Origin of the sequence: uncultured Streptococcus sp., assembly GCF_963516575.1 — a bacterium.
Lineage (GTDB): Bacteria > Bacillota > Bacilli > Lactobacillales > Streptococcaceae > Streptococcus.
Genome location: NZ_CAUQCP010000018.1, coordinates 12,103 through 37,174, shown reverse-complemented (window position 1 = coordinate 37,174; position 25,072 = coordinate 12,103). Strand labels below are relative to the sequence as shown.

The following is a 25,072-nucleotide window of genomic DNA, read 5'->3' as shown; positions in this document are numbered from 1 at the left end:
TTTCTTTTTGAAAACTGCCAGTCCACTTAGATTAAAGATTACAATAACAGCTAAGGTAACTATAAGGGTATAGAAAATGGATTCACTATTAGCAGTCATAGCATAGGAAAAATGCAAGGGCAAATATAGTAAAAATTTGATATTTGGAAAAATGATCATTGGCATAGAAAGGATGATAGAGCTGACCAAATATCCAATAAATACTGCAATATAAGAATGAGTCAGGTAGAGAATAAAGGAAATAATGGAAAGCCAAGCGAGTAGGCATAGAAATTGAAGGAAAATCATTAAGAGGAGATTGGCAATAAAACCATCAGGCATCGTACCAAGTCCGTTCAGTAGAGTTGAGGGAACAAAAGCAATCACAAGGCTGGCGATGAGTTGCAAGAGAGCGATGCTTGCTAGTACAAAGGATTTAGCGAAGAAAAACTCTGTACGAGAAACGCCAACTGTCAAACTATTTTTATAAAGCTTGCCGATTAGATCGACCCCAAGAACTAAACATATTAGAATAATGCAGAGAAAAACAAGGTTTGAATCATTGCTAGACGCATTGATAAGAGCTTGAATACCATCCCAACCATGGGTTGGAATTTCTGGTTCTTCTGTCTGGATTGCCATCAAATGATCCGTAGCTCCTATACTTGCACCCATTAGCATGAGAGCAAAGAGAATGAACTCTGTAATCCAGAATCCTTTGGAACGAAAAAGACGGTAAAAGTCTGCTTGAATGGTATGTATCATGATTTTCCTCCTATTGGACCAATTGAGTGAAGTATTCTTCTAGGTTTTGACGGGCATAGTAAATCTCGTCAATGGCAACATCTGCCAAGGTTAATTCCTTGAGAATCTGTTTGACATCTTGTTCCTGACCAAAGATATGGATTTCATTTTCTGGATTGACAACCTTGAACTGGAGCTGGATTTGTTCTTTCAATACTTGACAAGCTTTCTCTTGGTCGGCTGTCTTAAGCACAATATAATCCTCACTTAGTGTTTCAAATTCAGCTTTGCTGATTTCACGGATAATCTTTCCTTGATCTAAAATACCAAAGCGATTAGCTAGGAGATAGAGTTCTGACAAGATATGGCTAGAGATGAGAATGGTGATCCCTTGTTCTTGATTGAGGCGTTGAATCATCAGACGAAATTCTTTGATACCGATTGGGTCGAGACCGTTGATAGGCTCGTCTAAGATTAGGAAGTCTGGTTTGGATAGGAGGGCAATGGCGATTCCAAGTCTTTGTTTCATTCCTAGCGAGAAATCACGAAAGACTTTCTTACCTGTATCTGGCAAACCTACATAGTCCAGCGTTTCTCGAATGACTTGATCAGCATTTGGAATATGCCGAATCATACAATAATATTTCAGATTTTGGTAGGCTGTTAAGTGATTATGAGCTACGGGTGATTCGATCACTGAACCTACTCGAGATAGGGCCTTGGTCCACTCATTTTCCGATTGACTAGAAAAGAGGGAAACAGTTCCTTTATCTGCAAACAGTAGTTGCGTAATGATTTTGATTAAGGTGGTTTTCCCAGCTCCGTTCTTCCCGATAAGTCCATAAATATCTCCCTCTCTTATCGTTAGATGAAGATCCTGAAGAATAGCTTGTTTGTCAAAGTTTTTGGACAATCCATGAATGTCGAGTACTGTTTTCATGATTCTCTCCTTTTGATTTATTTTGATAACTTTAGTATAAAGCATAGAAATCAAAGAAAGCTCAAGGATTTCTAAAGAGTTTCTAAAGTTTTAGGAATTCTTAAATATCAAAACCCAGTTGACATGAACTGGGCTTCTTAATTATAAAATATATTTCTCAATGGCACGCGCAACGCCGTCTTCTTCGTTGCTGGCTGTAAGGTCATCAGCTAGGGATTTGACATAATCGCTGGCATTTCCCATTGCAATGCCAAGTCCTGCAAACTGGAGCATTTCGATATCGTTATTGGCGTCGCCCATGGCCATAATTTCTGATGGAGCAATCTTCAAAATCTCTGCTAGTCGAGAAAGAGCAGTAGCCTTTGTCGTTCCAAGTGGCATGGCTTCATAAATAACAGGCTGCGAACGAACTCCACTGAATCGTTGGCAAAGTTCCCCAGCAAAACGCTCTTCAAAATCATCTGTTTGGCTCTCTGTCCCCAAAAACATCCCTTGGAACATACGGTACTTGCCACTGGTAGCTGCCTCAAGGGAAATTTCAGTCAGGGCTGAAAAGACTAACTTTGCATCGTTTTGGATGACTTGATTTGGCTTGCCACCGAGGACAAAATAATGTTCCTCATCAAAAAGAGTCAACTGAACATCACTTTTTTCAGCAAGGTCATAGAGATATTCGATATCAGCTGGACTCAGTTCTTGCCAGTCAACCAGCCCCCAGTCACTTGTCTGGTGAGTTGAGCAACCGTTGTTAACAATCACATACTCATTCTGGAGGTCAAGTCCCAATTTTTTATAGTAGGGGAGGACACCGAAAAGCGGGCGACCCGTACAGAGAACTAGTTTGACACCTTTTTCAATAGCTTGGTGAATAGCAGTGATGTGAGCTTGTGGGATTTCCTTGGCTTCATTGAGGAGGGTTCCGTCCATATCCAAGGCTAGTAGTTTAATCATAGGTTTTCCTTCTTTATCTTTTGGTATTATTATAGCATATTTTGGAGAAGATAATGGTAAAAGGGTAGGGACTAATTGATTTTACAGTTCAGGATGTTTTGATGTCAATTTATGATTTGAAGAGGATATTTGGAAAAGATATGCTATACTAAACTTGTCAATGTTGCAACTAGACAAGCATAAAAAAACTAGCTTAAAATAGTTTTTTTGTAAGTAGGTATGAGTATCAGATTACTCAACTAATCTAAACAATAACGGAGGAAATATATCATGATTTTAATGACAAAAAATATAAATCTAACAAATGAAGAATTAGAGCTGATACAAGGTGGAGCAGATTCCTATGGTAAAGAACCTAATGGTTATTATGCTTGGCAAATGGAACCAGTATTAATTATGCCGATTCATGGATTTTGTCCCAGAGGAACCTATGATTTAGGATATATTGGAGGAGGTAATCATCTTTGCAAAGGAAGTGCTGCGAGATTTTAAGTAAAATTTATTAGGAACATGAAGAAACAAGGGGAGAAAGCAGAGAATTTAATATGAAAAAACGGGCTATTCAAATTTTACTAGCATTGTCCTTAATTTTTTATAAATCAACTTGGTTTTGGAGGCTTTTCAACCACCTCGCAAAGCCCTATCTACCAGCAAGTCGTGAGTTTTTTCAGATTTTGCTTTTGATGGAGAGTGGAGTTCTTTTGTCAGCAGTCATCTACCTACTAGTTTTTGCAGGAAAGAAGACGTTTCATTTCAAGTGGGAGTTGAGGTACTTTATCTACCTTTTACTGGGTTACATCACCTTGTATATGTCTGACTTTCTCTTTTCGTATTTCATATCTCCGTCTTCAAATCAAATTTCTTTGAATGAAACGGTAGAAATGATGGGACGACAGGAGTTACCCTATTTCTTGCTCATCGTTTGCTTCATCTCCCCTATTACTGAGGAGTTGATTTATCGCGGTGTGCTTATGACAACCTTTTTCAAAAACTCGCCTTGGTACGGAGATGTCTTGCTTTCTGCTATTATTTTCGGTTATATTCATATCAATTTTGTTTTAACTCCTCTTGCTTTTTTCATTTATGCTAGTGGAGGTCTTATTTTGGCTCTATTATATCGTATGACTAAAAATCTCTATTATCCAATACTAGTTCATGTTTTCATCAATATCACTGCCTTCTGGAATGTGTGGTTACTCCTATTTTCAGGAAGTTAGCTTACTAAAACAATGTCGGAACTTTCCGGCATTTTCTTTTCAATAGATGAGCAAGAACTGATTATTTTCAGACTTGGGTGGCTAATCATGGTATAATATAAGGTAATGAAAAATTCCAACGAGGCAGAGATGAAATTACTTTATACTGATATTCGGACTTCTTTGACTGAGGTTCTAACCAGAGAGGCGGAAGAGCTAGTTGCTGCTGGCAAGCGAGTCTTCTACATCGCTCCCAACTCTCTTTCTTTTGAAAAGGAACGCGCCGTGCTGGAATGCTTGTCCCAGCAGGCTTCTTTTGCGATTACCGTCACGCGCTTTACTCAAATGGCTCGTTACCTGATTTTGAATGATTTGCCGGCTAAGACCAGTCTTGATGACATCGGTCTTGGGATGGCCTTTTATAAATGTCTTGCCGACCCTGATCCTAAGGATTTACGTGTTTATGGAGCTATCAAGCAGGATCCTCAATTTATCCAGCAGTTGATTGATCTTTATCACGAGATGACGACTGCTCAAATGAGTTTTTTGGACTTGGAGAGTTTGACGGATGAGGACAAGAGAGCCGATTTACTCTTGATTTTTGAGAAAGTAACTGCCTATCTCAATCAAGGTCAGTTGGCTCAGGGAAGTCAGTTGTCCCATTTGATTGAAGCTATTGAGAATGACAAGGTAAGTAGTGATTTTACTCAAATCGCCTTGGTTATTGATGGATTTACCCGTTTTTCTGCTGAGGAAGAGCGGATTGTGGACTTACTTCATGGCAAGGGTGTTGAGATTGTCATTGGGGCTTATGCTAGTAAGAAAGCTTATACCAGTCCATTCGCTGAAGGCAATCTCTATCAAGCCAGTGTGGAGTTTCTCCATCATCTGGCCTCTAAATACCAAACTCCTGCTCAGGACTATTCTCAAACTCATGAGAAGATGGATAGCTTTGACAAGGCCTCTCGTTTGCTGGAGTCTTCTTATGACTTTTCAGAACTCGCTTTGGATGTCGATGAGAAGGACCGTGAAAACTTACAAATCTGGTCTTGTTTGACGCAAAAGGAGGAGTTGGAGTTGGTAGCCCGTAGCATCCGTCAGAAATTACATGCCAATCCAGACCTGAGTTACAAGCATTTTCGTATTCTCTTAGGAGACGTAGCTTCTTACCAGTTATCTCTTAAAACTATTTTTGACCAGTATCAGATTCCTTTCTACCTAGGTAAAAGCGAATCCATGGCGCATCATCCCTTGACACAGTTTGTCGAGTCTATCTTGGCTTTAAAACGCTATCGTTTCCGTCAGGAGGATTTGATAAACCTTCTTAGAACAGGTTTGTATACCGACCTTAGTCAAGCTGATATTGATGCTTTTGAGCAATATATCCGTTATCTTGGTATCAATGGCTTGCCATCCTTTCAGCAAACCTTCACCAAATCCCACCACGGAAAATTTAATCTGGAACGTTTAAATGCTCTTCGTCTGCGTGTTTTAACCCCTCTTGAGACTCTTTTTGCTAGCCGAAAACAAAAGGCTGAAAATCTCTTGCAAAAGTGGAATAGCTTTCTAAAAGAAGGAGCTGTAACCAAGCAGTTGCAAGATTTGACAGCCACTATGGAAGCTGTAGAACAGGAAAGACAGGCCGAAGTTTGGAAGGCTTTCTGTCATGTTTTAGAACAATTTGCGACTGTTTTTGCTGGTTCACAAGTTAGTCTAGAGGACTTCCTAGCCTTGCTCCATTCTGGAATGAGTTTGTCTCAGTATCGCACCATTCCAGCGACAGTGGATACCGTTCTGGTGCAGAGTTACGATTTGATTGCACCACTGACTGCTGACTTTGTCTACGCCATTGGGCTAACTCAGGACAATTTACCAAAAATCGCGCAAAATACCAGTCTTTTGACAGATGAAGAAAGACAAAGCTTAAACCAAGCGACAGAAGAGGGGAGCCAATTGCTGATTGCCAGCAGTGAGAATCTCAAGAAAAATCGCTATACCATGCTTTCCTTGGTCAATTCTGCTCGTAAGCAGTTGGTCTTGTCGGCTCCAAGCCTTTTTAATGAAAGTGAAAGTAAAGAATCAACCTATCTTCAAGAGCTGGTCCATTTTGGATTTAGCAGGAAAGAGAAGAGGATGAGTCACAAAGGGCTATCTAAGGAGGATATGGGGTCATATCACAGTCTTTTGTCTAGTCTGGTTGCCTATCACCAGCAGGGTGAGATGAGCGATAGGGAGCAAGATTTGACATTTGTTAAGGTTCTGGCGCGTGTCATGGGTAAAAAACTAGACCAGCAAGGTTTGGAAAATCCTGCCCTCCCAAGCAGTCCAAGTTGTAAGCAGTTGGCTAAGGATACCTTACAAGCTCTCTATCCTACTGATCAGGAGTTTTACCTGTCTACCTCTGGTTTGACGGAGTTTTACCGGAACCAATACAGTTATTTCCTCCGCTACGTTTTAGGCTTGCAAGAGGAATTACGTTTGCGTCCAGATGCCCGTAGTCACGGAAATTTCTTGCACCGTATTTTTGAACGTGCCTTGCAGTTGCCTGACGAAGATTCCTTTGACCACCGTCTAGAACAAGCTATTCAAGAAACCAGTCAAGAACGCGAATTTGAAGCTATTTATCAAGAAAGTTTGGAAGCCCAGTTTACCAAGGAAATTCTGCTTGATGTTGCACGGACGACTGGCCACATTCTCCGACACAATCCAGCTATTGAAACCATCAAAGAAGAGGCGAATTTCGGTGGGAAAGAGCAAGCCTTTATTCAATTGGACAATGGACGCAGTGTCTTTGTACGAGGTAAGGTGGACCGGATTGACCGTTTGAAAGCTGATGGAGCGATAGGAGTAGTAGACTACAAGTCTAGTCTAACTCAGTTCCAGTTTCCTCATTTCTTTAATGGACTCAATTCCCAGTTACCAACCTATCTTGCTGCCCTAAAAAGAGAAGGGGAGCAGAACTTTTTCGGCGCCATGTACTTGGAAATGGCTGAACCTGTTCAATCTCTGATGGCGGTAAAAAGTCTGGCAGGAGCAGTGGTAGAAGCCAGCAAATCTATGAAATACCAAGGGCTCTTCTTGGAAAAAGAAAGCAGTCATTTGGGCGAATTTTACAACAAAAATAAGACTAATCAGCTGACAGATGAGGAATTCCAGCTCTTACTGGACTACAATACACATCTGTACAAGAAGGCAGCTGAGAAGATTTTAGCAGGCCGGTTCGCCATCAATCCTTATACCGAAAACGGCAGAAGCATTGCCCCATACGTCCAGCAACATCAGGCTATTACTGGATTTGAAGCAAATTACCACTTGGGTCAAGCCCGTTTCTTAGAGAAGTTAGACCTAGCTGATGGTAAGCGTCTGGTCGGAGAAAAACTCAAGCAAGCTTGGTTTGAAAAAATAAGAGAGGAGTTGAACCGATGAAGCCCATTCCCTTTTTAAGTGAGGAGGAGATTCAAAAACTGCAAGAAGCAGAAGCGCACTCGAGCAAGGAACAAAAGAAAACTGCCGAGCAAATCGAAGCCATCTATACTTCTGCTCAGAATATCCTTGTCTCAGCGTCGGCTGGTTCTGGTAAAACCTTTGTCATGGCCGAGCGTATTCTGGACCAGTTAGCGCGTGGTGTCGAAATTTCTCAACTCTTTATCTCAACCTTTACCGTCAAGGCTGCCACAGAGCTTAAGGAACGTTTGGAGAAAAAAATCAGCCAACAAATCCAAGAAAGCGATGACGTTGACCTCAAACAACACTTGGGTCGCCAGTTGGCAGACCTACCCAACGCTGCCATCGGAACCATGGACTCTTTCACACAAAAATTCCTTGGTAAACATGGCTATCTGATTGATATTGCGCCTAATTTCCGTATTTTACAAAACCAGAGCGAGCAACTTCTTCTAAAAAATGAAGTCTTTCATGAGGTATTTGAAGCGCATTACCAAGGTAAACAGAAAGAGAAGTTTAGTCATTTGCTGAAAAACTTTGCTGGACGTGGAAAAGATGAACGTGGTCTACGCCAGCAGGTCTATAAAATCTATGACTTCCTCCAATCCACCAGTAATCCTCAAACATGGCTGAGTGAATCTTTCCTCAAAGGCTTTGAAAAAGCTGATTTTACCAGTGAAAAAGAAAAACTGACCACACAAATCCAGCGAGCCCTTTGGGATTTGGAAAGCTTTTTCCGTTATCATCTGGATAATGATGCCAAGGAGTTCCCAAAGGCTGCTTATTTAGAAAATGTTCAGTTGATTCTGGATGAAATTGGCTCCTTACATCAAAAGTCCGATAGTCAGGCTTATCAAGCAGTGCTTGCGCGTGTTGTCGCCATCTCTAAGGAGAAAAACGGTCGGGCTCTGACGAATGCCAGTCGTAAGGCTGATTTGAAGCCGCTGGCGGATGTCTACAACGAAGAAAGAAAGACCCAGTTTGCTAAACTAGGACAACTGTCAGACCAGATAACCATTCTTGACTATCAAGAACGTTATCATGGGGATACCTGGGAACTAGCTAAGACTTTCCAAACCTTCATGGATGATTTTGTGGAGGCTTATCGTCAGAGAAAACGACAGGAAAATGCCTTTGAATTTGCTGATATCAGCCATTACACCATTGAGATTTTAGAGAAATTCCCGCAAGTCCGTGAGGCTTATCAGGAGCGCTTCCACGAAGTCATGGTCGATGAGTATCAGGATACCAACCACATTCAAGAACGGATGTTGGAATTGCTGTCGAATGGTCACAATCGCTTTATGGTGGGAGATATCAAGCAATCTATCTATCGTTTCCGTCAGGCAGACCCGCAGATTTTCAATGAAAAATTCCAACGATATGCACAAAATCCTAAAGAGGGCAAATTAATTCTCCTCAAGGAAAATTTCCGTAGTAGTTCAGAAGTGCTGTCAGCAACCAATGATGTCTTTGAACGTCTCATGGACCAAGAGGTCGGCGAAATCAACTATGACAACATGCACCAGCTTGTTTTTGCCAATACCAAACTGACTCCCAATCCAGACAACAAGGCAGAATTTCTCCTCTATGATAAGGACGACACAAGTGAGGAAGAAGAGGGTCAGGCAGAAACGAAACTAACAGGCGAAATGCGCTTAGTCATCAAGGAGATTCTGAAACTCCATAAGGAACAAGGTGTTACCTTTAAAGAAATTGCCCTTCTGACCTCCAGTCGCAGTCGTAATGACCAGATTCTTCTCGCCCTTTCTGAGTATGGAATTCCTGTCAAAACTGACGGAGAGCAGAACAATTATCTCCAATCCCTAGAAGTGCAAGTCATGCTAGACACCCTTCGTGTCATTCACAATCCCCTGCAAGACTATGCCTTGGTTGCCCTTATGAAGTCTCCAATGTTTGGTTTTGACGAGGATGAGTTAGCACGTTTGTCTCTTCAGAAAGCAGAGTATAAAATCCAAGAAAATCTCTATGAGAAACTGGTCAATGCACAAAAACTGTCAAGTAGTCAAAAAGGCTTGATTCACACAGCTCTAGCTGAAAAACTAAAGCAATTCATGACTATTCTTGATTCTTGGCGCTTGTATACCAAAACACACTCCCTCTATGACCTGATTTGGAAGATTTACAACGACCGTTTTTATTATGATTATGTGGGTGCTTTGCCAAATGGTCCTGCTAGACAGGCCAATCTCTATGCCCTAGCACTGCGTGCTGACCAATTTGAAAAGAGCAATTTCAAAGGTTTGTCGCGTTTTATTCGTATGATTGACCAAGTCTTAGAAGCCCAGCACGATTTGGCAAGCGTGACCGTTGCACCGCCAAAAGATGCAGTGGAACTCATGACCATTCATAAGAGTAAAGGGCTAGAGTTTCCTTACGTCTTCATCCTCAATATGGATAAAGATTTCAACAAGCAAGACTCTATGTCAGAAGTCATTCTCAGTCGTAAAAATGGACTAGGTGTCAAATATATTGCCAAGATGGAGACGGGAGCAGTTGAAGATCACTATCCTAAAACCATCAAACTCTCCATTCCTAGCCTGACCTATATGCAGAATGAAGAGGAATTTCAGCTGGCAAGCTATTCTGAGCAAATGCGTCTACTGTATGTTGCTATGACGAGGGCTGAGAAAAAGCTCTATCTTGTCGGTAAAGGATCTCGTGAAAAGTTGGAAGCGAAAGAATACCCAGCAGCTAAAAATGGAAAACTAGATAGCAGTACTAGACTCCAAGCCAAGAATTTCCAAGATTGGCTTTGGGCTATCAGTAAAGTGTTTACCAAGGATAATCTCAGCTTTAGCTATCGTTTTGTTGGTGAAGATCAGCTGACTAGAGAAGCTATCGGCCAGTTGGAAAACAAAAGTCCTCTCCAAGATAGCTCCCAAGCAGACAATCGCCAGTCTGAAACAATTAAAGAAGCTCTTGAAATGCTAAAAGAGGTGGAAGTTTATAATACTCTTCACCGGGCAGCCATTGAACTGCCTAGTGTTCAAACCCCAAGTCAAATCAAGAAATTCTACGAACCTGTTATGGATATGGAAGGTGTTGAGATTGCAAGTCAAGGTCAGTCAGTAGACAAGAAAATCAGTTTTGATTTGCCAGATTTTTCAAGCAAAGAAAAGATAACAGGAGCTGAGATTGGTAGTGCTATCCACGAACTCATGCAGAGAATGGATCTCAGTCACCGACCAACACTTGCCAGCCTGACAGAAACTCTCAAACAAGTTCAAACCAGCCCAGCTGTCAGAGACAAGATCAATCTTGCTAAAATTCTAGCTTTCTTTGACACAGCACTCGGTCAGGAAATTCTCGCAAATACCAACTATCTCTATCGCGAGCAACCTTTCTCCATGCTCAAACGAGACCAAAAGAGTCAGGAAGATTTCGTTGTCCGTGGAATCTTGGACGGCTATCTGCTTTACGAAGACAGAATCGTGCTTTTCGACTATAAGACAGACCGCTATGATGAACCAAGTCAACTCGTAGACCGTTATCGTGGTCAGTTAGCCCTATACGGAGAGGCTTTATCTCTAGCCTATTCGATTGAAAATATTGAAAAATACTTGATATTACTAGGTAAAGACGAGGTTCAAGTTGTAAAAGTATAATCTAGAAAGGAGACCTCATGACACTTCAAGTTAGAAAATCCCTGCACGATGCGGTTTTACAGGCTTCAAAAGCTGATACTTGGGAACAAGCTACCAAGGAATGGAATGAAGTTTCCTTGATTTTTAATGGTATAGGCCGTAGCAATTGTGTCTGTGGGAATGCTATCAAATACGCCTACGAACTCTTTAACGGAGTGACTGGTCAACGACTATTTCCTATAGGTAGCGACTGCGTCAGACACTTTCATCGATTGACCCTTGACCAGCAACTGGAAGAGGAGGAAAAACTACTCAGAAAGGTTGAAAATCTAACCAGAAAAGCCCAGAAAAAGGAAAAAATCAAGGTCAATAAAAGTGACTTTGACGAGCGTCTTCTAAAGTGGCTCTGGGAAAAAGGTGTTTTTAAACCCAATCGTGGCAATCAGTTCTCACCTGAGAGAGACTACCAGCTCTTCCTAGAAGTCTTTCAAGGAGGAAGTTGGACCAAGGCAGAGCCTAAGAAGAAGGCTCGTATGGAGGAAATTCTTGAAAAGTGTATCAAGCCCTTTTTACTTGGGAAACCAGATGACCAACTCTACCTTGTCAAGCTAGGCAAGGAGAAAATTGACTACGAACAGGAACTCCGTATCCAGGCAGAGAAAGAGCGCAAAAAGAGAGATAAAATCGCCAAGCAATATGCAGACAATCTAGTTCTAGCCATGGGCCCAGCAGAGCGTGCCTATCAAGATTACTTTGGCTTTACAGAGACCTTGACCCAAGAAGAACGCAAGTGGGAGAAAATACTTTTTGGTAAAAATCGGACAGAACGGGCTATCAAGGCCAAACAATACCAAAAAGAGCTGGAAAAAGACCAACGAATAGCTAGTCAGGATCCAATTGAAAGAAAGCAGAAGCAGACCTGGCTCCTCAATTCCTATTTTCGTGAGCTTCCTGAAGAAAAAGCCAGATTTGCTCGACTCTTATTAGCATATCGAAAGAGTGGAGAAGTGCCTTTTTCAACTGAATACCTGTCAGACCATCTCATCGACTTTTTCTATAAAATGAAAGCCTTTGAGTTGGAAATAGCACCAGAACAAGTTCGAGATTTTCTAAAAGAAAGCCTTCAGGAAGACCATCTATCCTCAGCACAGGAAAGCTGGGTAGAAGGAATTCTCCTCAACTGCATCAAACCATTTTTAGAACGATTATTGATATAAGTAACACCTACCGTGGAAATGCCATGGTAGGTGTTATTTTATCCAAAAAAATAATAGGGAGTTGCAAAACTACTACTTGGTATTTTATATATAAAACAAAGTATGAAAACGTAACACAATTTTAAGACTTTTTTGTAAATTAAGAGTATAATCAAAGTGTATTGACTTTTTTATAGATAATAGACTAATATAATAAAAGTCTTCGTAATATATATAAATTTTATTTCAAGGAGGAATAATGGAAAAGTATTTTGGTGAAAAACAGCAGCGTTTTTCATTTAGAAAATTATCAGTAGGACTTGTATCTGCAACGATTTCAAGTTTATTTTTTATGTCTGTATTAGGTAGTTCATCTGTAGAAGCTCAAGAGACTAAAGGTGTTCACTATAAATATGTGACAGAGTCAGAGCTATCATCAGATGAGAAGAAGCAGCTTGTCTATGATATTCCGACATACGTGGAGAATGATGATGAGACCTATTATCTTGTTTATAAATTAAATTCCCAAAATCAACTGGGAGACTTACCAAATACTGGAAGTAAGAATGATATGCAAACCCTAGTTACTGGTGCTAGCTTAGCAGCTCTGGGGATTTTAATTTTTGCCGTTTCTAAGAAAAAAGTTAAGAATAAAACAGTATTACATTTAGTATTGATTGCAGGAATAGGAAATGGTGTCTTAGTTTCAGCTCATGCTTTAGAAAATAATCTCTTACTGAATTACAATACTGACTATGAATTAATCTCAGGAGAAAAATTACCTCTTCCTAAAGATATTTCAGGTTACACTTATATTGGATATATCAAAGAGGGAAACATAACTTCTGAATCTAAAGTAAGCAATCAAGAGAAGCCAGTATCTAGTCCAACAAATCAACAAAAGGTAGATTATAGTGTTACACCGAATTTTGTAGAAAATCCATCAAAAGTACAAACTATGCAGGAAGAAAAACCTGTTTCTACTAAATTAACTAATCCAACAAAAGAAGAGAAACAATCTTCAAATTCTCAATCACAATTAGCAGAACATAAGAATCTAGAAACGAAGAAAGACGAGAAGGTTTCTCCAAAAGAAAAGACTGGGGTAAATACATTAAATCCACAGGATGAAGTTTTATCAGGTCAATTGAACAAACCTGAACTCTTATATCGTGAGAAAACTATAGAGACAAAAATAGATTTTCAAGAAGAAATTCAAGAAAATCCTGATTTAGCTGAAGGAACTGTAAGAGTAAAACAAGAAGGTAAGTTAGGGAAGAAAGTTGAAGTTGTCAGAATATTCTCTGTAAACAAGGAAGAAGTTTCTAGAGAAATCGTTTCAACTTCAACGACTTCGCCTGTTTTAAGAATAGTCGAAAAAGGTACTAAAAAAGCTCAAGTAATGAAGGAACAATCTGAGACTGATGCAGAACATGGGGAAGTACAGGCTGGAGCTATTGTTAAACCAGAACAGTCTGCCCCACTATCAGAATACACAGGGGTACAAGCCGGAGCATTAGTAGAAGCGGCAAAAATGGAGAAACCTGAATATACAGGAGTACAGGCTGGAGCGTTAGTAGAACCAGAAAAAGTCGAAGCCCCAAGAGAATATACAGGAGTTCAGTCAGGAGCCATAGTAGAACCAGAAACAGTTGAACCTGAATATGTGGGTGTCCAATCGGGAGCTATTGTGGAACCAGAGCAGGTAGTTCCACTGCCAGAATATACAGGAGTACAGGCTGGAGCGTTAGTAGAATCAGAAAAAGTAGAATTACCGAAGGAATATACAGGAGTGCAAGCTGGAGCTTTAGTAGAACCAGAACAAGTAGCTCCACAACCAGAGTACAAGGGGACTCAGTCTAGTGCCATCGTCGAACCAGAGACCCATGCTTCCTTACCAGAATATACAGGTGAGCAATCGGGAGCTGTTGTAGCCCCTGAGACAGCTGAAAAACCAGAATATACCGGCACCCAGTCTGGAACAATAGTCGAGCCAGAGCAGGTTGCACCGCTACCTGAATATACAGGGGTACAAGCTGGAGCAATAGTAGAACCAGAAAAAGTAGAATCGCCAAGAGAGTACACAGGAGTAAAAGCCGGAGCATTAGTAGAGCCGGAGAAAGTAGAGCCAACTAGAGAGTATTCTGGAAGTATTGAACAACCAAGTACAGAAGAGACTAAACCAAATAATGAAAATACTAATACACCAGAAGAAATGAGTATTCAGAAAAAATCTAGTGCGTTAATTAATATGACCTTTATTACAGATTCGACGAAGGGAACTGGAGTGGGATCAGCTACTTTTATTGCACCAAATGTACTTTTAACAGTGGCTCATAATTTTATTAGCAGTTCTTCTGATAATACTACAGGTAAGTTCATAGGGGATGAAACCAAAAATACATATGAATGGATAACTCCCGATGGGCGAAAAGGAAGATTTACTGCTAATGATATCCATTTTTATAATAAACAAGATTATCCAAAAGGATTTATCTATGATTTAGCAGTGATTAAACTACCTGAAACAACTGGCAGAGAACATGTAGAATTAGTTAAAAATTATACTAAAGTAAATCTTAATGACAAACTAAATATTCATGGATATCCAGGTGGGAAATATACGCACTTAAAAGATGCTACGGTAGAAATGGAACAAGAATATGCGAACAACACCTACGGTGTTCAATATCAAGGTGGAAATCCTGGTATGAGTGGTGGAGGAATATTTAATGCTAATGGTAAAGTCATTGGTGTCCACCAAAATGGAGCACAAAATCGCTCAGGCGGATTGATTTTATCTCCTACACAATTAGCGTGGATTAAGAGTATTATAGCAGGTAATGAAATTCCACCAGTATACGATAAACTTTATCGTCATAAAGATGAGAAAAAAGACGATATTAAAGAAGAAGTTATTAAGAAATTGGAACTTAGAAATATAACTTCTGTTGAACTATATTCTAAAGAAGGTGATAAGTATCGTCATGTTACTTCATTAGATTCTGTGCCAAATGCTCCACAAAATTACTTCATGAAAGTTAAATCAGAGAATTTTAAAGATGTGATGCTACCAGTTACAAGTATTACTAATGCTAATAAAGATAATAGAGATGTTTATAAAATAGTAGCAAGTGCAAATAATCTGATACAGCATGAAAATAATAATGTACTAGAAAATTATACATACTATTTACCAAAAACTCAGCAAAGTGAAACTGGTGTCTATACATCATTTAAAAATTTAGTAGATGCAATGAATAACACTCCTAATGGCACATTCCGTTTAGGTGCAACTATGGATGCTCGTGAACTTGAACTTCCAGATGGTCAAGAAAGTTATGTGAAAAATGAATTTCATGGAACATTAATAGGGCAAAATAATAATAAGTATTACGCTATATATAACCTGAAAAAACCACTGTTTAATGTGCTAAATAGCGCTACAGTAAAAGATATTTCACTAAAAGATGCCAATATTTCATCAAAAGAAGATGCTGCAACACTTGCAAAAGAAGCGAAAAATAGAACTGCAATTAGTAATGTTCATGCTGATGGAGCGATAGCTGGTGAGCATGAAATTGGAGGATTAGTATCACAAGTTAATAATTCTACTATTTCTAACAGTAGCTATACAGGTAGAATAACTAATACATATAAAACAGTTGCTAGTTATCAGATAGGAGGTTTAGTAGGTAAACTTTCTGGTCCGAGTGGTTTGATTGATAAATCAATAGCATCAATAGATTTGGCTTCAAATGCTACACAAGGAGACCAGTCTATTGGTGGAATAGCTGGTGCAGTAGAAGATAGTGCGCTAATTAGTAATAGCTATGCTGAAGGAAATCTTAATAATGTTCAACGTTTTGCAAACGTTGGTGGAGTAGTTGGTAATCTTTGGGACCCAGTAGGCGGATTAGAAAAATCTGGTCAACTATCTAATGTGCTAAGCGACGTTAATGTTACGAACGGTAATGCAATAACTGGAAAAGATTTCACTAACATGAAAGCAAATCATGTATATAGCAACAAAAATAATAAGGTTGTGAACGTAGTAGCAGAAGATGATGAAATCTTAACTAAGGATTCTACTGTTCAAAGAGGAGAAGTATTAGAAGATGCACAGATTAAAGAGAAAAAATCTGCTTTTGTTACTAAAAATACTATTAAAACAGAAGACTTTAATTTCTCTTCTAGATATGTAACTGACTATAGAAATCTTGAAAATGCCGTTTCATCTAAAGAAAAAGTATATAAAAATATAGAAAAACTATTACCATTTTATAATAGAGAAACAATAGTTAAGTACGGAAATTTAGTAGAGGCAAGTAGTAATCTTTACAATAAGGAATTATTATCAGTAGTTCCTATGAAAGATAAAGAAGTAATAAGTGATATTAACAAAGACAAATCAAGTATAAATAAGCTACTACTATATTACACGGACAATACATCAGAAACGATAAATTTAGAATATCAAAGTGATTTTTCAAATGTAGCAGAGTATAGAATAGGCAATACAAATTTAATTTATACACCGAATACATTACTTCGCAATTATGATAATATTTTGGAAAAAGTATTACCAGCATTAAATAGTGTAGAATATAAATCAGAGGCAATTAGAAAAGTATTAGATGTTTCTAAGGATGTTAGTTTAACAGAGTTATATTTAGAAGAACAATTCAATACTACTAAACGTGATTTGAGAGACAGTTTAACAAAACTTCTTACTGCAGATGCTGCAATAGCTGAAAATAATAATAAGATAATAGATAATTATGTAATCGAGAAAATTAAAAATAATAAAGAAGCTTTACTTCTAGGATTAACATACTTAGAGCGTTGGTACAATTTCAAATATGGTGAAACAAAAGCAAAAGATTTAGTTATGTATCACTTGGATTTCTTCGGTAAATCAAATAGTTCAGCGTTAGATAATGTTATCGAGCTAGGTAAATCTGGATATAATAATTTACTAGCGAAAAATAATGTTATAACTTATAACGTTTTATTAGCGAAAAATTATAAAACTAATAATTTATTTGATGCATTAGAAAAATATAGAAAAGCTTTTGTACCAGATAAAACAAATAATGAGTGGTTTAAAGAACAAACTAAAGCCTATATAGTAGAAGAAAAATCTTCTATTCCAGAAGTTAGCGAAAAACAATCAAAAGCAGGTACTCCGCAATCTATAGGGGTTTATGATAGATTAACTAGCCCATCTTGGAAATACCCAAGTATGGTCTTGCCGCTATTAACATTACCTGAAAAATCGGTGTTTATTATAGCGAACATTTCGACTATAGGATTTGGTGCTTATGATAGATATAGAAGTAAAGAACATCCAGCAGGAACTAATTTAAATGACTATGTTGAGACAAAAGCAAAAGAAGCGGCTGTTAGATTTAGAGATCACTATGATTACTGGTATAAAATACTAGATGATAAAAATAAAGAAAAATTGTATAGAAGTGTTCTAGTCTATGATGCATTTAGATTTGGTACAGATGAAAAAGTAGATAAAGATACATACCAAGCTAATTTTGAAACTAATCATCCAGCGATAAAACATTTCTTCGGTCCAGCTGGAAATAATGTTGTTCATAATTCTAATGGAGCCTACGCTACAGGGGATGCATTCTATTATATGGCATATCGTATGCTTGATAAAGATGGTGCGGTAACTTATACACATGAAATGACACATAACTCAGATCGAGAAATTTATCTTGGAGGCTATGGAAGACGAAATGGACTTGGACCAGAGTTTTATGCTAAAGGATTGTTACAAGCTCCTGATCATCCAAATGATCCTACTATTACGATTAACTCTATATTGAAATATGAAGAATCAGAAGATCCAACTAGACTTCAGGTAAAAGATCCTACAAAACGATTTAATAATGCAGAAGACTTGCAAAGATATATGCATAATCTGTTTGATGTAATTTATATGCTAGAATATCTAGAAGGTAATGCAGTTGTTAACTTAGATATTTCTAAGAAAAATGACTTGTTGAGAAAAATAGAAAATAAATTTGAACTGGATCCAGACGGAAGTAAAGTATATGCAACTAATGTTATTCGTTACTTAAATGATAGTGAACTTAGCAAATTAACGACATTTAATAGTCTAATTGAAAATGATGTTATTACAAGAAGAGGATATGAAAATGACAATGATAATACCTTTAAACGAAATGGCTATTATACAATTAAACTATTTTCACCAATATATTCTGCTCTAAGTAATGATAAAGGAACTCCGGGTGATTTAATGGGACGTCGTATGGCGTTCGAGTTGTTAGCTGCAAAAGGTTTTAAAGATGGAATGGTACCATATATTTCTAATCAATTCGCAGAAGAAGCAAAAGCAAATGGTGACGTTATTACATCATATGGTAAAAAAATCGGTAATGTAACTGATGATTTAGTGCTTAAGAAAGTGTTTAATAATGAATATAAATCATGGATTGATTTCAAAAAAGCAATGTATAATGAGCGAATAGCTAAATTTAATAAATTAATGAGCATTAGCTTCATTAACCCAAATGGAGATTGGTTCAGAAAAGATAGAGTGACAATAACAAATATAAATGCGCTTCAAAGAATGATGACTACTGCTGTCAATGAAGATGCTGAGGATTATCTTGTGAATATATATCCAGAAAGAAGTAGAGTTCATAAACTTAAACAGGCAATATATAAAGCTTATCTCGATCAAACGAATGATTTTAGAAATTCAATTTTTGAGAATAAAAAATAATATTTGCTATTAGGAAATAAAAAGTAAAGGTAGAGGATTACAATTGTCATTATTAAAAAAAGATAAATTTTCCATTAGGAAAATAAAAGGTATTGTTGGCTCAGTATTCTTGGGAAGTCTTTTATTCGCTCCGTCAATTGTTGGTGCATCGACTTATCACTACTTGGATTATAGTAATTTGACACAAACTGAACGTGATCAGCTCAAGCAAGGTAGACCTGACGAATCAAAAGAATCATATGCTTTGGTTTATGAGAAAGACGCACTACCCAATACTGGTCAATCACAATCTATTATGACTGTATTTGGTTTATTGACCATCGGTAGTCTTGTTGTAGTTATTACAAAAGATAAGAGAAATAAAAAAATAGCTACATTTTTGATTGTAGGGGCGACAGGTTTAATTACACTATCAACTGCTTCAGCACTTAATTTGAATGCTAACATCCATGAGTCTGGACGTGATGGTGTGTTGCAAATTTCTGGTTACAGATATGTTGGTTACTTGGAGCTTGATGAGAGAACTGTTTCGTCGATTTCTCCGGCATTAACTGTTTCGCCAGTTGAGCAACCCAAAGTTGTGCCAGAGAAAGGCGAACCTGAGGTTCAAGCAGAGTTGCCAGTAGCCGTAGTCTCAGAGAAGGTAGAACCAGCAGTTCAATCAGAATTACCAGTAGCCGTAGTCTCGGAAAAGGTAGAACCAGCAGTTCAACCAGTATTACCAGAAGCCGTAGTCTCAGAAAAGGTAGAACCAGCAGTTCAACCAGTATTACCAGAAGCCGTAGTCTCAGAAAAGGTGGAACCTGCAGTTCAACCAGTATTACCAGAAGCTATAGTCTCAGAGAAGGTGGAACCTGCAGTTCATGAAAAATCAGAATATACGGCTCCTGTAGGTACAGTTCCAGATAAAGCGCCTAAAACTGAGAAACCAGAATATACTGAACCTGTAGGTGCAACAGGAGTGGATGAAAATGGAAACTTACTTGAGTCACCTGTTAGCGAAAAGCCAGAATATACTGAGCCAGTAGGTACAACAGAAGTGGATGAAAAAGGAAACTTGATTGAACCACCTATTAGCGAAAAGTCAGAATATACTGAGCCAGTAGGTGCAACAGGAGTGGATGAAAATGGAAACTTACTTGAGTCACCTGTCAGCGAAAAACCAGCATATACGGAACCAGTAGGTGCAACAGGAGTAGATGAAAATGGAAACTTGATTGAGCCACCTGTTAGCAAAAAGCCAGAATATACTGAGCCAATATCTACAGTTTCAGAAGTTGCATCAGAAAGAGAAGAGTTGCCTTCTTTACATACCGATAGCCGGACCGAGACTATTTCTAAAACGACTATAGAAGAATCTGATCCTACCAAATTTATAGGCGATGATTCTGTTAAACAAATTGGTGAGGATGGCGAACGTCAAATTGTTACTAGCTATGAAGAGTTACATGGCAAAAAAATTAGTGAACCAGTTGAAACAGTAACTATTTTGAAAGAAATGAAGCCTGAAATTCTTGTAAAAGGTACAAAAGAAAAACCTAAAGAAAAAACGGCTCCTGTTTTGACTTTGGAGCGAACAGATACAAATGTATTAGACCGCTCCGCAAATCTTTCTTATCATTTGGTTAATACAGATGGAGTCAAGATCAATAAAATTACTGCGACAATTAAAGATGGAAATGAAATTGTCAAAACAGTAGATTTAACTTCAGAGCAATTAGATAAGCAGGTAGAAGATTTAAAATTCTACAAGGACTATAAGATAGAAACCACTATGACCTATGACCGTGGTAAGGGAGAAGAAACTGCAACATTAGAAGAGAAACCACTTCGCTTGGATTTGAAAAAAGTTGAAATTAAAAATATCGCATCTACTAATTTAGTGAAGGTAAATGACGATGGTACTGAAACACCTAGTGATTTTATGACTGAAAAACCTTCAGATGAAGATGTGAAGAAAATGTACTTAAAAATCACTAGTCGTGATAATAAAGTAACACGTTTAGCAGTTGATAAGATTGAGTTGGTGACTGAAAAAGAAAAAGAACTTTATAAAATTACAGCAACTGCCCAAGATTTGATTCAACATGTTGACCCATCTAAAACTAGAAATGAATACATTCATTACATTGAAAAACCCCGTCCTAAGGTTGATAATGTTTACTATAATTTTAAAGATTTAGTGGATGCTATGAATGCTGATAAAAATGGTACATTCAAACTTGGTGCAGATTTGAATGCAACGAATGTGCCAACGCCCTTTAAACAATATGTCCCAGGCACGTTTAAGGGACACTTATCAAGTGTTGATGGTAAACAATATACGATTCATAATATTGCCCGTCCCTTATTTGATCGTATTGAAAATGGTTCAGTGAAGAATATTAATTTAGGTAATGTGGATATCAATATGCCTTGGGCTGACGGAATAGCACCTGTTGCTAATATGGTGAAAAATGCAACTGTTGAAGATATTAAAGTCACAGGTAGTGTTATCGCTAATAATAATATTGCAGGAATTGTGAATAAGTTAGACCGTGGAGCAAATATGCGCAATGTTGCATTTATTGGTAAATTACATGCTGGTGGAGATAAGGGGCAAAACCTAGCAGGGATTGTTGGAGAAATTTGGAAGGGTAACCTTGATAAGGCCTTTGTAAATGCCACAATTACTGGTAAACGGGCAAAAGCAGCTGGTATTGTATCTGTTTCAGGTAATGGTATGGACAATTATACTGTTGGAAGAGAAGGTAGTGTACGTCACTCTGTTGCGAAAGGGACTATTGATATTGAAAATCCTGTTGATGTGGGAGGATTCATTAGCACTAACTGGGTCTTGGGAGCTATTGAAGATAATGTTTCCATGATGAAAGTTTCCAAGGGTGAAATCTTCTTTGGTTCACACAATATTGATGATGAAGACGGATATTTCTCTGGAAATCGATTGAATCGTGATTATGTCGTGAAAGATGTTAGTACAGGTCTGTCTTCTTATCAACGCTCAAAACGAATCTCAACGATTTCCCAAGTAGAAGCAGATAAGAAAATTGAATCTTACGGTATCTCAGCAGACAAGTATGAAATCCATGACCCTATTGTTAATACCTTAAACCTCTTAACAAGAAAAGAAGATGAATATAAGTCAACCCAAGACTATAAAGTAGATCGAGATCTAGCTTATCGTAATATTGAGAAATTACAACCATTCTACAACAAAGAGTGGATTGTCAACCAAGGTAACAAACTTGCAGAAGATTCAAACTTAGTTAAGAAGGAAGTCCTTTCTGTTACGGGTATGAAGGATGGTCAATTCGTGACCGATTTATCAGATATTGATCATGTGATGATTCACTATGCAGATAAGACTAAAGAAATCAAAGCTGTTCATCAAAAAGAGTCTAAAGTAGCGCAAGTTCGTGAGTATAGTATCGATGGATTGAGTGACATTGTTTATACACCAAACATGGTTGATAAAAATCGTGATCAATTGATTCAAGACATTAAAGGTAGGTTAGCGACTGTTGAATTAATTTCTCCTGAAGTACGTGCCTTGATGGGTAATCGGGATAGAGCTGAAGAAAATACAGAGGAACGTAAAAACGGTTATATCCGAGACCTTTATCTCGAAGAAAGTTTTGCTGAAACGAAAGCTAATCTTGATAAATTGGTCAAATCTTTGATTGAAAATGCTGACCATCAATTAAATAGTGACGAAGTGGCTATGAAAGCACTTGTTAAGAAGGTGGATGAAAATAAAGCTAAAATCGTGATGGCTCTTACTTACCTTAATCGTTACTATGATATCAAGTATGGGGATATGACTATCAAGAACTTGATGATGTTTAAACCTGACTTCTATGGTAAGTCAGTTGACCTTCTTGATTTCTTGATTCGAATTGGATCAAGTGAGCGAAATATCAAGGGCGACAGAACTTTGGATGCTTATCGTGATATGATTGGTGGAACTATTGGTAAGTCTGAATTACATGGCTTCTTAGATTACAACATGCGTCTCTTTACTAACGATACTGATTTAAATGATTGGTTTATCCATGCGGCTAAGAATGTATATGTATCAGAACCTCAAACAACGAATCCTGATTTTGCTAACAAACGTCATCGTGTATTTGATGGTTTGAACAATGGTGTTCACAATCGTATGATCCTACCTCTATTAACTCTTAAGAATGCACATATGTTCTTGATTTCAACTTACAATACAATGGCTTATAGCTCTTTTGAGAAATATGGTAAGTATACAGAAGAAGCTAGAAATGAATTCAAAAAAGAAATTGATAAGGTTGCACATGCACAACAAACTTACCTTGACTTCTGGTCACGTTTAGCATTGTCAAGTGTACGAGATAGATTGCTTAAGAGTGAGAAAATGGTTCCGACACCTGTATGGGATAACCAGACCTACAATGGTTCTCCTGTAGGTCGTCGAGGATTTGACAGTAAGGGTAACCCTGTAGCCCCAATTCGTGAATTATATGGTCCAACATGGCGACACCATGATAGAGATGGGCGTATGGGCGCTATGGCCTCAATATTCCCTAATCCAAATAATGATGACAAGGTCTTGTTTATGGTGACGGATATGATTAGTCCGTTTGGTATTTCAGCCTTTACTCACGAAACAACACACGTAAATGATAGAATGCTTTATTTCGGCGGTCATAAGCATCGTCAAGGTACAGACGTCGAAGCCTATGCGCAAGGTATGTTACAAACACCTGATAAATCAACAACCAATGGTGAATATGGCGCTTTAGGCCTTAACATGGCTTATCATCGTGAAAATGATGGTAATCAATGGTACAATTATAACCCTGATAAGCTTCAAACTCGTGAAGATATTGATCGCTACATGAAGAACTACAATGAAGCGTTAATGATGTTGGATTATGTTGAAGCAGATGCTGTAATTCCAAAATTAAATGGTGATAATAGCAAGTGGTTCAAGAAAATTGACAGAGTAGATAGACATGTTGATGGCTTAAATAATTTAACTGCTCCACACCAATGGGACAAAGTTCGTGACTTAAACGAAGGAGAGAAAACTAAGCCATTGTCAAGTATTGATGATTTGGTTGATAATAACTTTATGACCAAACATAACAATCCGGGTAATGGTGTGTTCCGACCAGAGGACTTTACGCCTAATTCAGCATATGTTAATGTTCAAATGATGGCTGGTATTTATGGTGGTAATACAAGCAAAGGTGCTCCAGGTTCATTATCATTCAAGCACAATGCCTTCCGTATGTGGGGTTACTTTGGCTATGCAAATGGATTTATCGGATATGTATCTAGCAAATACCAAGGTGAAGCGGATAAACAAAACCAAGGTAGATTGGGTGATGATTTCATTATTAAAAAGGTTTCAGACAACCAATTCTTAAACCTAGAAGACTGGAAGAAACATTGGTATCACGATGTTAAAGCTAAAGCAGAGCAAGGATTTACTGCTATTGAAATTAACGGTAAACAAATTACCAACTATACACAATTGAAGGATATCTTTGTTAAAGCGGTTGAGGAAGATTTAAAGAAATCGGGTGATTTCTCACATACTGTTGCACTCAAAGAAAAAGTGTTTAAAGCCTTGTTGAAAGCAACTGATGGTTTCTTTAATCCTTTATTTAAATGAATATAACAAATTGCTATTTAATATGAGTCTGTACAAAAACTAGATTCAAAATAAAACCACACAGTAATTTCAGTTTTATACTCAATGAAGCTGAAAGAAACATTGTGTGGTTTTTGAATAGTTAGCGTTTTATACCTAAAAAATCCCAAAAACTTATAAATTTCACTCTTATATTCAATGAAAATCAAAGAGCAAACTAGAAAGCTAGCCGTAGGTTGCTCAAAGCGCTGCTTTGAGGTTGTAGATAAGACTGACAAAGTCAGCTCAAAACACTGTTTTGAGGTTGCAGATGGAAACTGACCTGGTTTGAAGAGATTTTCGAAGAGTATTAGCTCTCCCTAATATGAAGTAATGGCTATAATAGATATTGAATTTCAAAGAATATGCTTGAATTAAACTATGTCTTAAGTAAGACTTCCATAAAATAATAGACTTTAATTTTGAATTAGTATAATCTGGAAACAAGAGCGGACAAAATAAAGAAGTCATGATATAATATAAAGTAGATTTCTATGTCATAAAACAAGAACTGTTTGGACATCATTCATTTTAAAATTTTCTATGTTCAAACGATAATAAAATAGGGGAT

The 25,072-nt window shown here is 37.9% G+C and carries 10 protein-coding genes; 7 read left to right on the top strand and 3 right to left on the bottom strand.

Going from position 1 to position 25,072, the window contains the following annotated elements; all coding sequences use genetic code 11:
* The 3 genes from RWM06_RS04515 to RWM06_RS04505 all read right to left on the bottom strand — a co-directional run.
* Positions 1 to 744: ABC transporter permease (locus tag RWM06_RS04515; RefSeq protein ID WP_313970252.1), on the bottom strand; the 744-nt coding region annotated here is incomplete at its 3' end.
* Positions 745 to 754: 10 nt separating this feature from the next.
* On the bottom strand, positions 755 to 1,663 hold the full coding sequence (locus tag RWM06_RS04510; RefSeq protein ID WP_313970251.1) for an ATP-binding cassette domain-containing protein: 909 nt from the start codon (positions 1,661 to 1,663) through the stop codon (positions 755 to 757).
* 141 nt (positions 1,664 to 1,804) lie between these two features.
* Positions 1,805 to 2,614, bottom strand: coding sequence for a Cof-type HAD-IIB family hydrolase (locus RWM06_RS04505; protein ID WP_313970250.1), 810 nt, complete (start codon positions 2,612 to 2,614; stop codon positions 1,805 to 1,807).
* Positions 2,615 to 2,884: 270 nt separating this feature from the next.
* Here RWM06_RS04505 and RWM06_RS04500 point away from each other — a divergent pair, with 270 nt between their 5' ends.
* From RWM06_RS04500 to zmpD, 7 genes are all read left to right on the top strand, one after another.
* Entirely contained in the window at positions 2,885 to 3,106 is a 222-nt protein-coding gene (locus RWM06_RS04500; protein ID WP_313970249.1) for a hypothetical protein, read from the top strand.
* Positions 3,107 to 3,159: 53 nt separating this feature from the next.
* Entirely contained in the window at positions 3,160 to 3,831 is a 672-nt protein-coding gene (locus RWM06_RS04495; protein ID WP_313970248.1) for a CPBP family intramembrane glutamic endopeptidase, read from the top strand.
* A 129-nt stretch (positions 3,832 to 3,960) separates the two neighbouring features.
* The gene (rexB, locus tag RWM06_RS04490) at positions 3,961 to 7,236 is read left to right on the top strand and encodes an ATP-dependent nuclease subunit B (protein WP_313970247.1); all 3,276 of its coding nucleotides are present in this window, start codon (positions 3,961 to 3,963) and stop codon (positions 7,234 to 7,236) included.
* Positions 7,233 to 10,883 (top strand): helicase-exonuclease AddAB subunit AddA, encoded by a 3,651-nt coding sequence (gene addA / locus RWM06_RS04485; RefSeq protein ID WP_313970246.1) that lies wholly within the window; start codon positions 7,233 to 7,235, stop codon positions 10,881 to 10,883. The genes rexB and addA overlap by 4 nt, the downstream gene beginning before the upstream one ends.
* A gap of 17 nt (positions 10,884 to 10,900) precedes the next feature.
* Positions 10,901 to 12,079 (top strand): hypothetical protein, encoded by a 1,179-nt coding sequence (locus RWM06_RS04480; protein ID WP_313970245.1) that lies wholly within the window; start codon positions 10,901 to 10,903, stop codon positions 12,077 to 12,079.
* Between the two features lie 238 nt (positions 12,080 to 12,317).
* Entirely contained in the window at positions 12,318 to 18,830 is a 6,513-nt protein-coding gene (locus tag RWM06_RS04475; RefSeq protein WP_313970244.1) for a ZmpA/ZmpB/ZmpC family metallo-endopeptidase, read from the top strand.
* Between the two features lie 43 nt (positions 18,831 to 18,873).
* A complete protein-coding gene (zmpD, locus tag RWM06_RS04470) occupies positions 18,874 to 24,483 on the top strand; it encodes a zinc metalloprotease D (protein ID WP_313970243.1) in 5,610 nt (1,869 codons plus the stop codon).
* The last annotated feature ends 589 nt before the right edge of the window (positions 24,484 to 25,072 follow it).

Bases quoted from the DNA above. Each gene is read 5' to 3' on its own strand.
- RWM06_RS04510 (WP_313970251.1), bottom strand. From the start codon at position 1,663: ATGAAAACAGTACTCGACATTCATGGATTGTCCAAAAACTTTGACAAA.
- RWM06_RS04505 (WP_313970250.1), bottom strand. From the start codon at position 2,614: ATGATTAAACTACTAGCCTTGGATATGGACGGAACCCTCCTCAATGAA.
- RWM06_RS04500 (WP_313970249.1), top strand. From the start codon at position 2,885: ATGATTTTAATGACAAAAAATATAAATCTAACAAATGAAGAATTAGAG.
- RWM06_RS04495 (WP_313970248.1), top strand. From the start codon at position 3,160: ATGAAAAAACGGGCTATTCAAATTTTACTAGCATTGTCCTTAATTTTT.
- rexB (WP_313970247.1), top strand. From the start codon at position 3,961: ATGAAATTACTTTATACTGATATTCGGACTTCTTTGACTGAGGTTCTA.
- addA (WP_313970246.1), top strand. From the start codon at position 7,233: ATGAAGCCCATTCCCTTTTTAAGTGAGGAGGAGATTCAAAAACTGCAA.
- RWM06_RS04480 (WP_313970245.1), top strand. From the start codon at position 10,901: ATGACACTTCAAGTTAGAAAATCCCTGCACGATGCGGTTTTACAGGCT.
- RWM06_RS04475 (WP_313970244.1), top strand. From the start codon at position 12,318: ATGGAAAAGTATTTTGGTGAAAAACAGCAGCGTTTTTCATTTAGAAAA.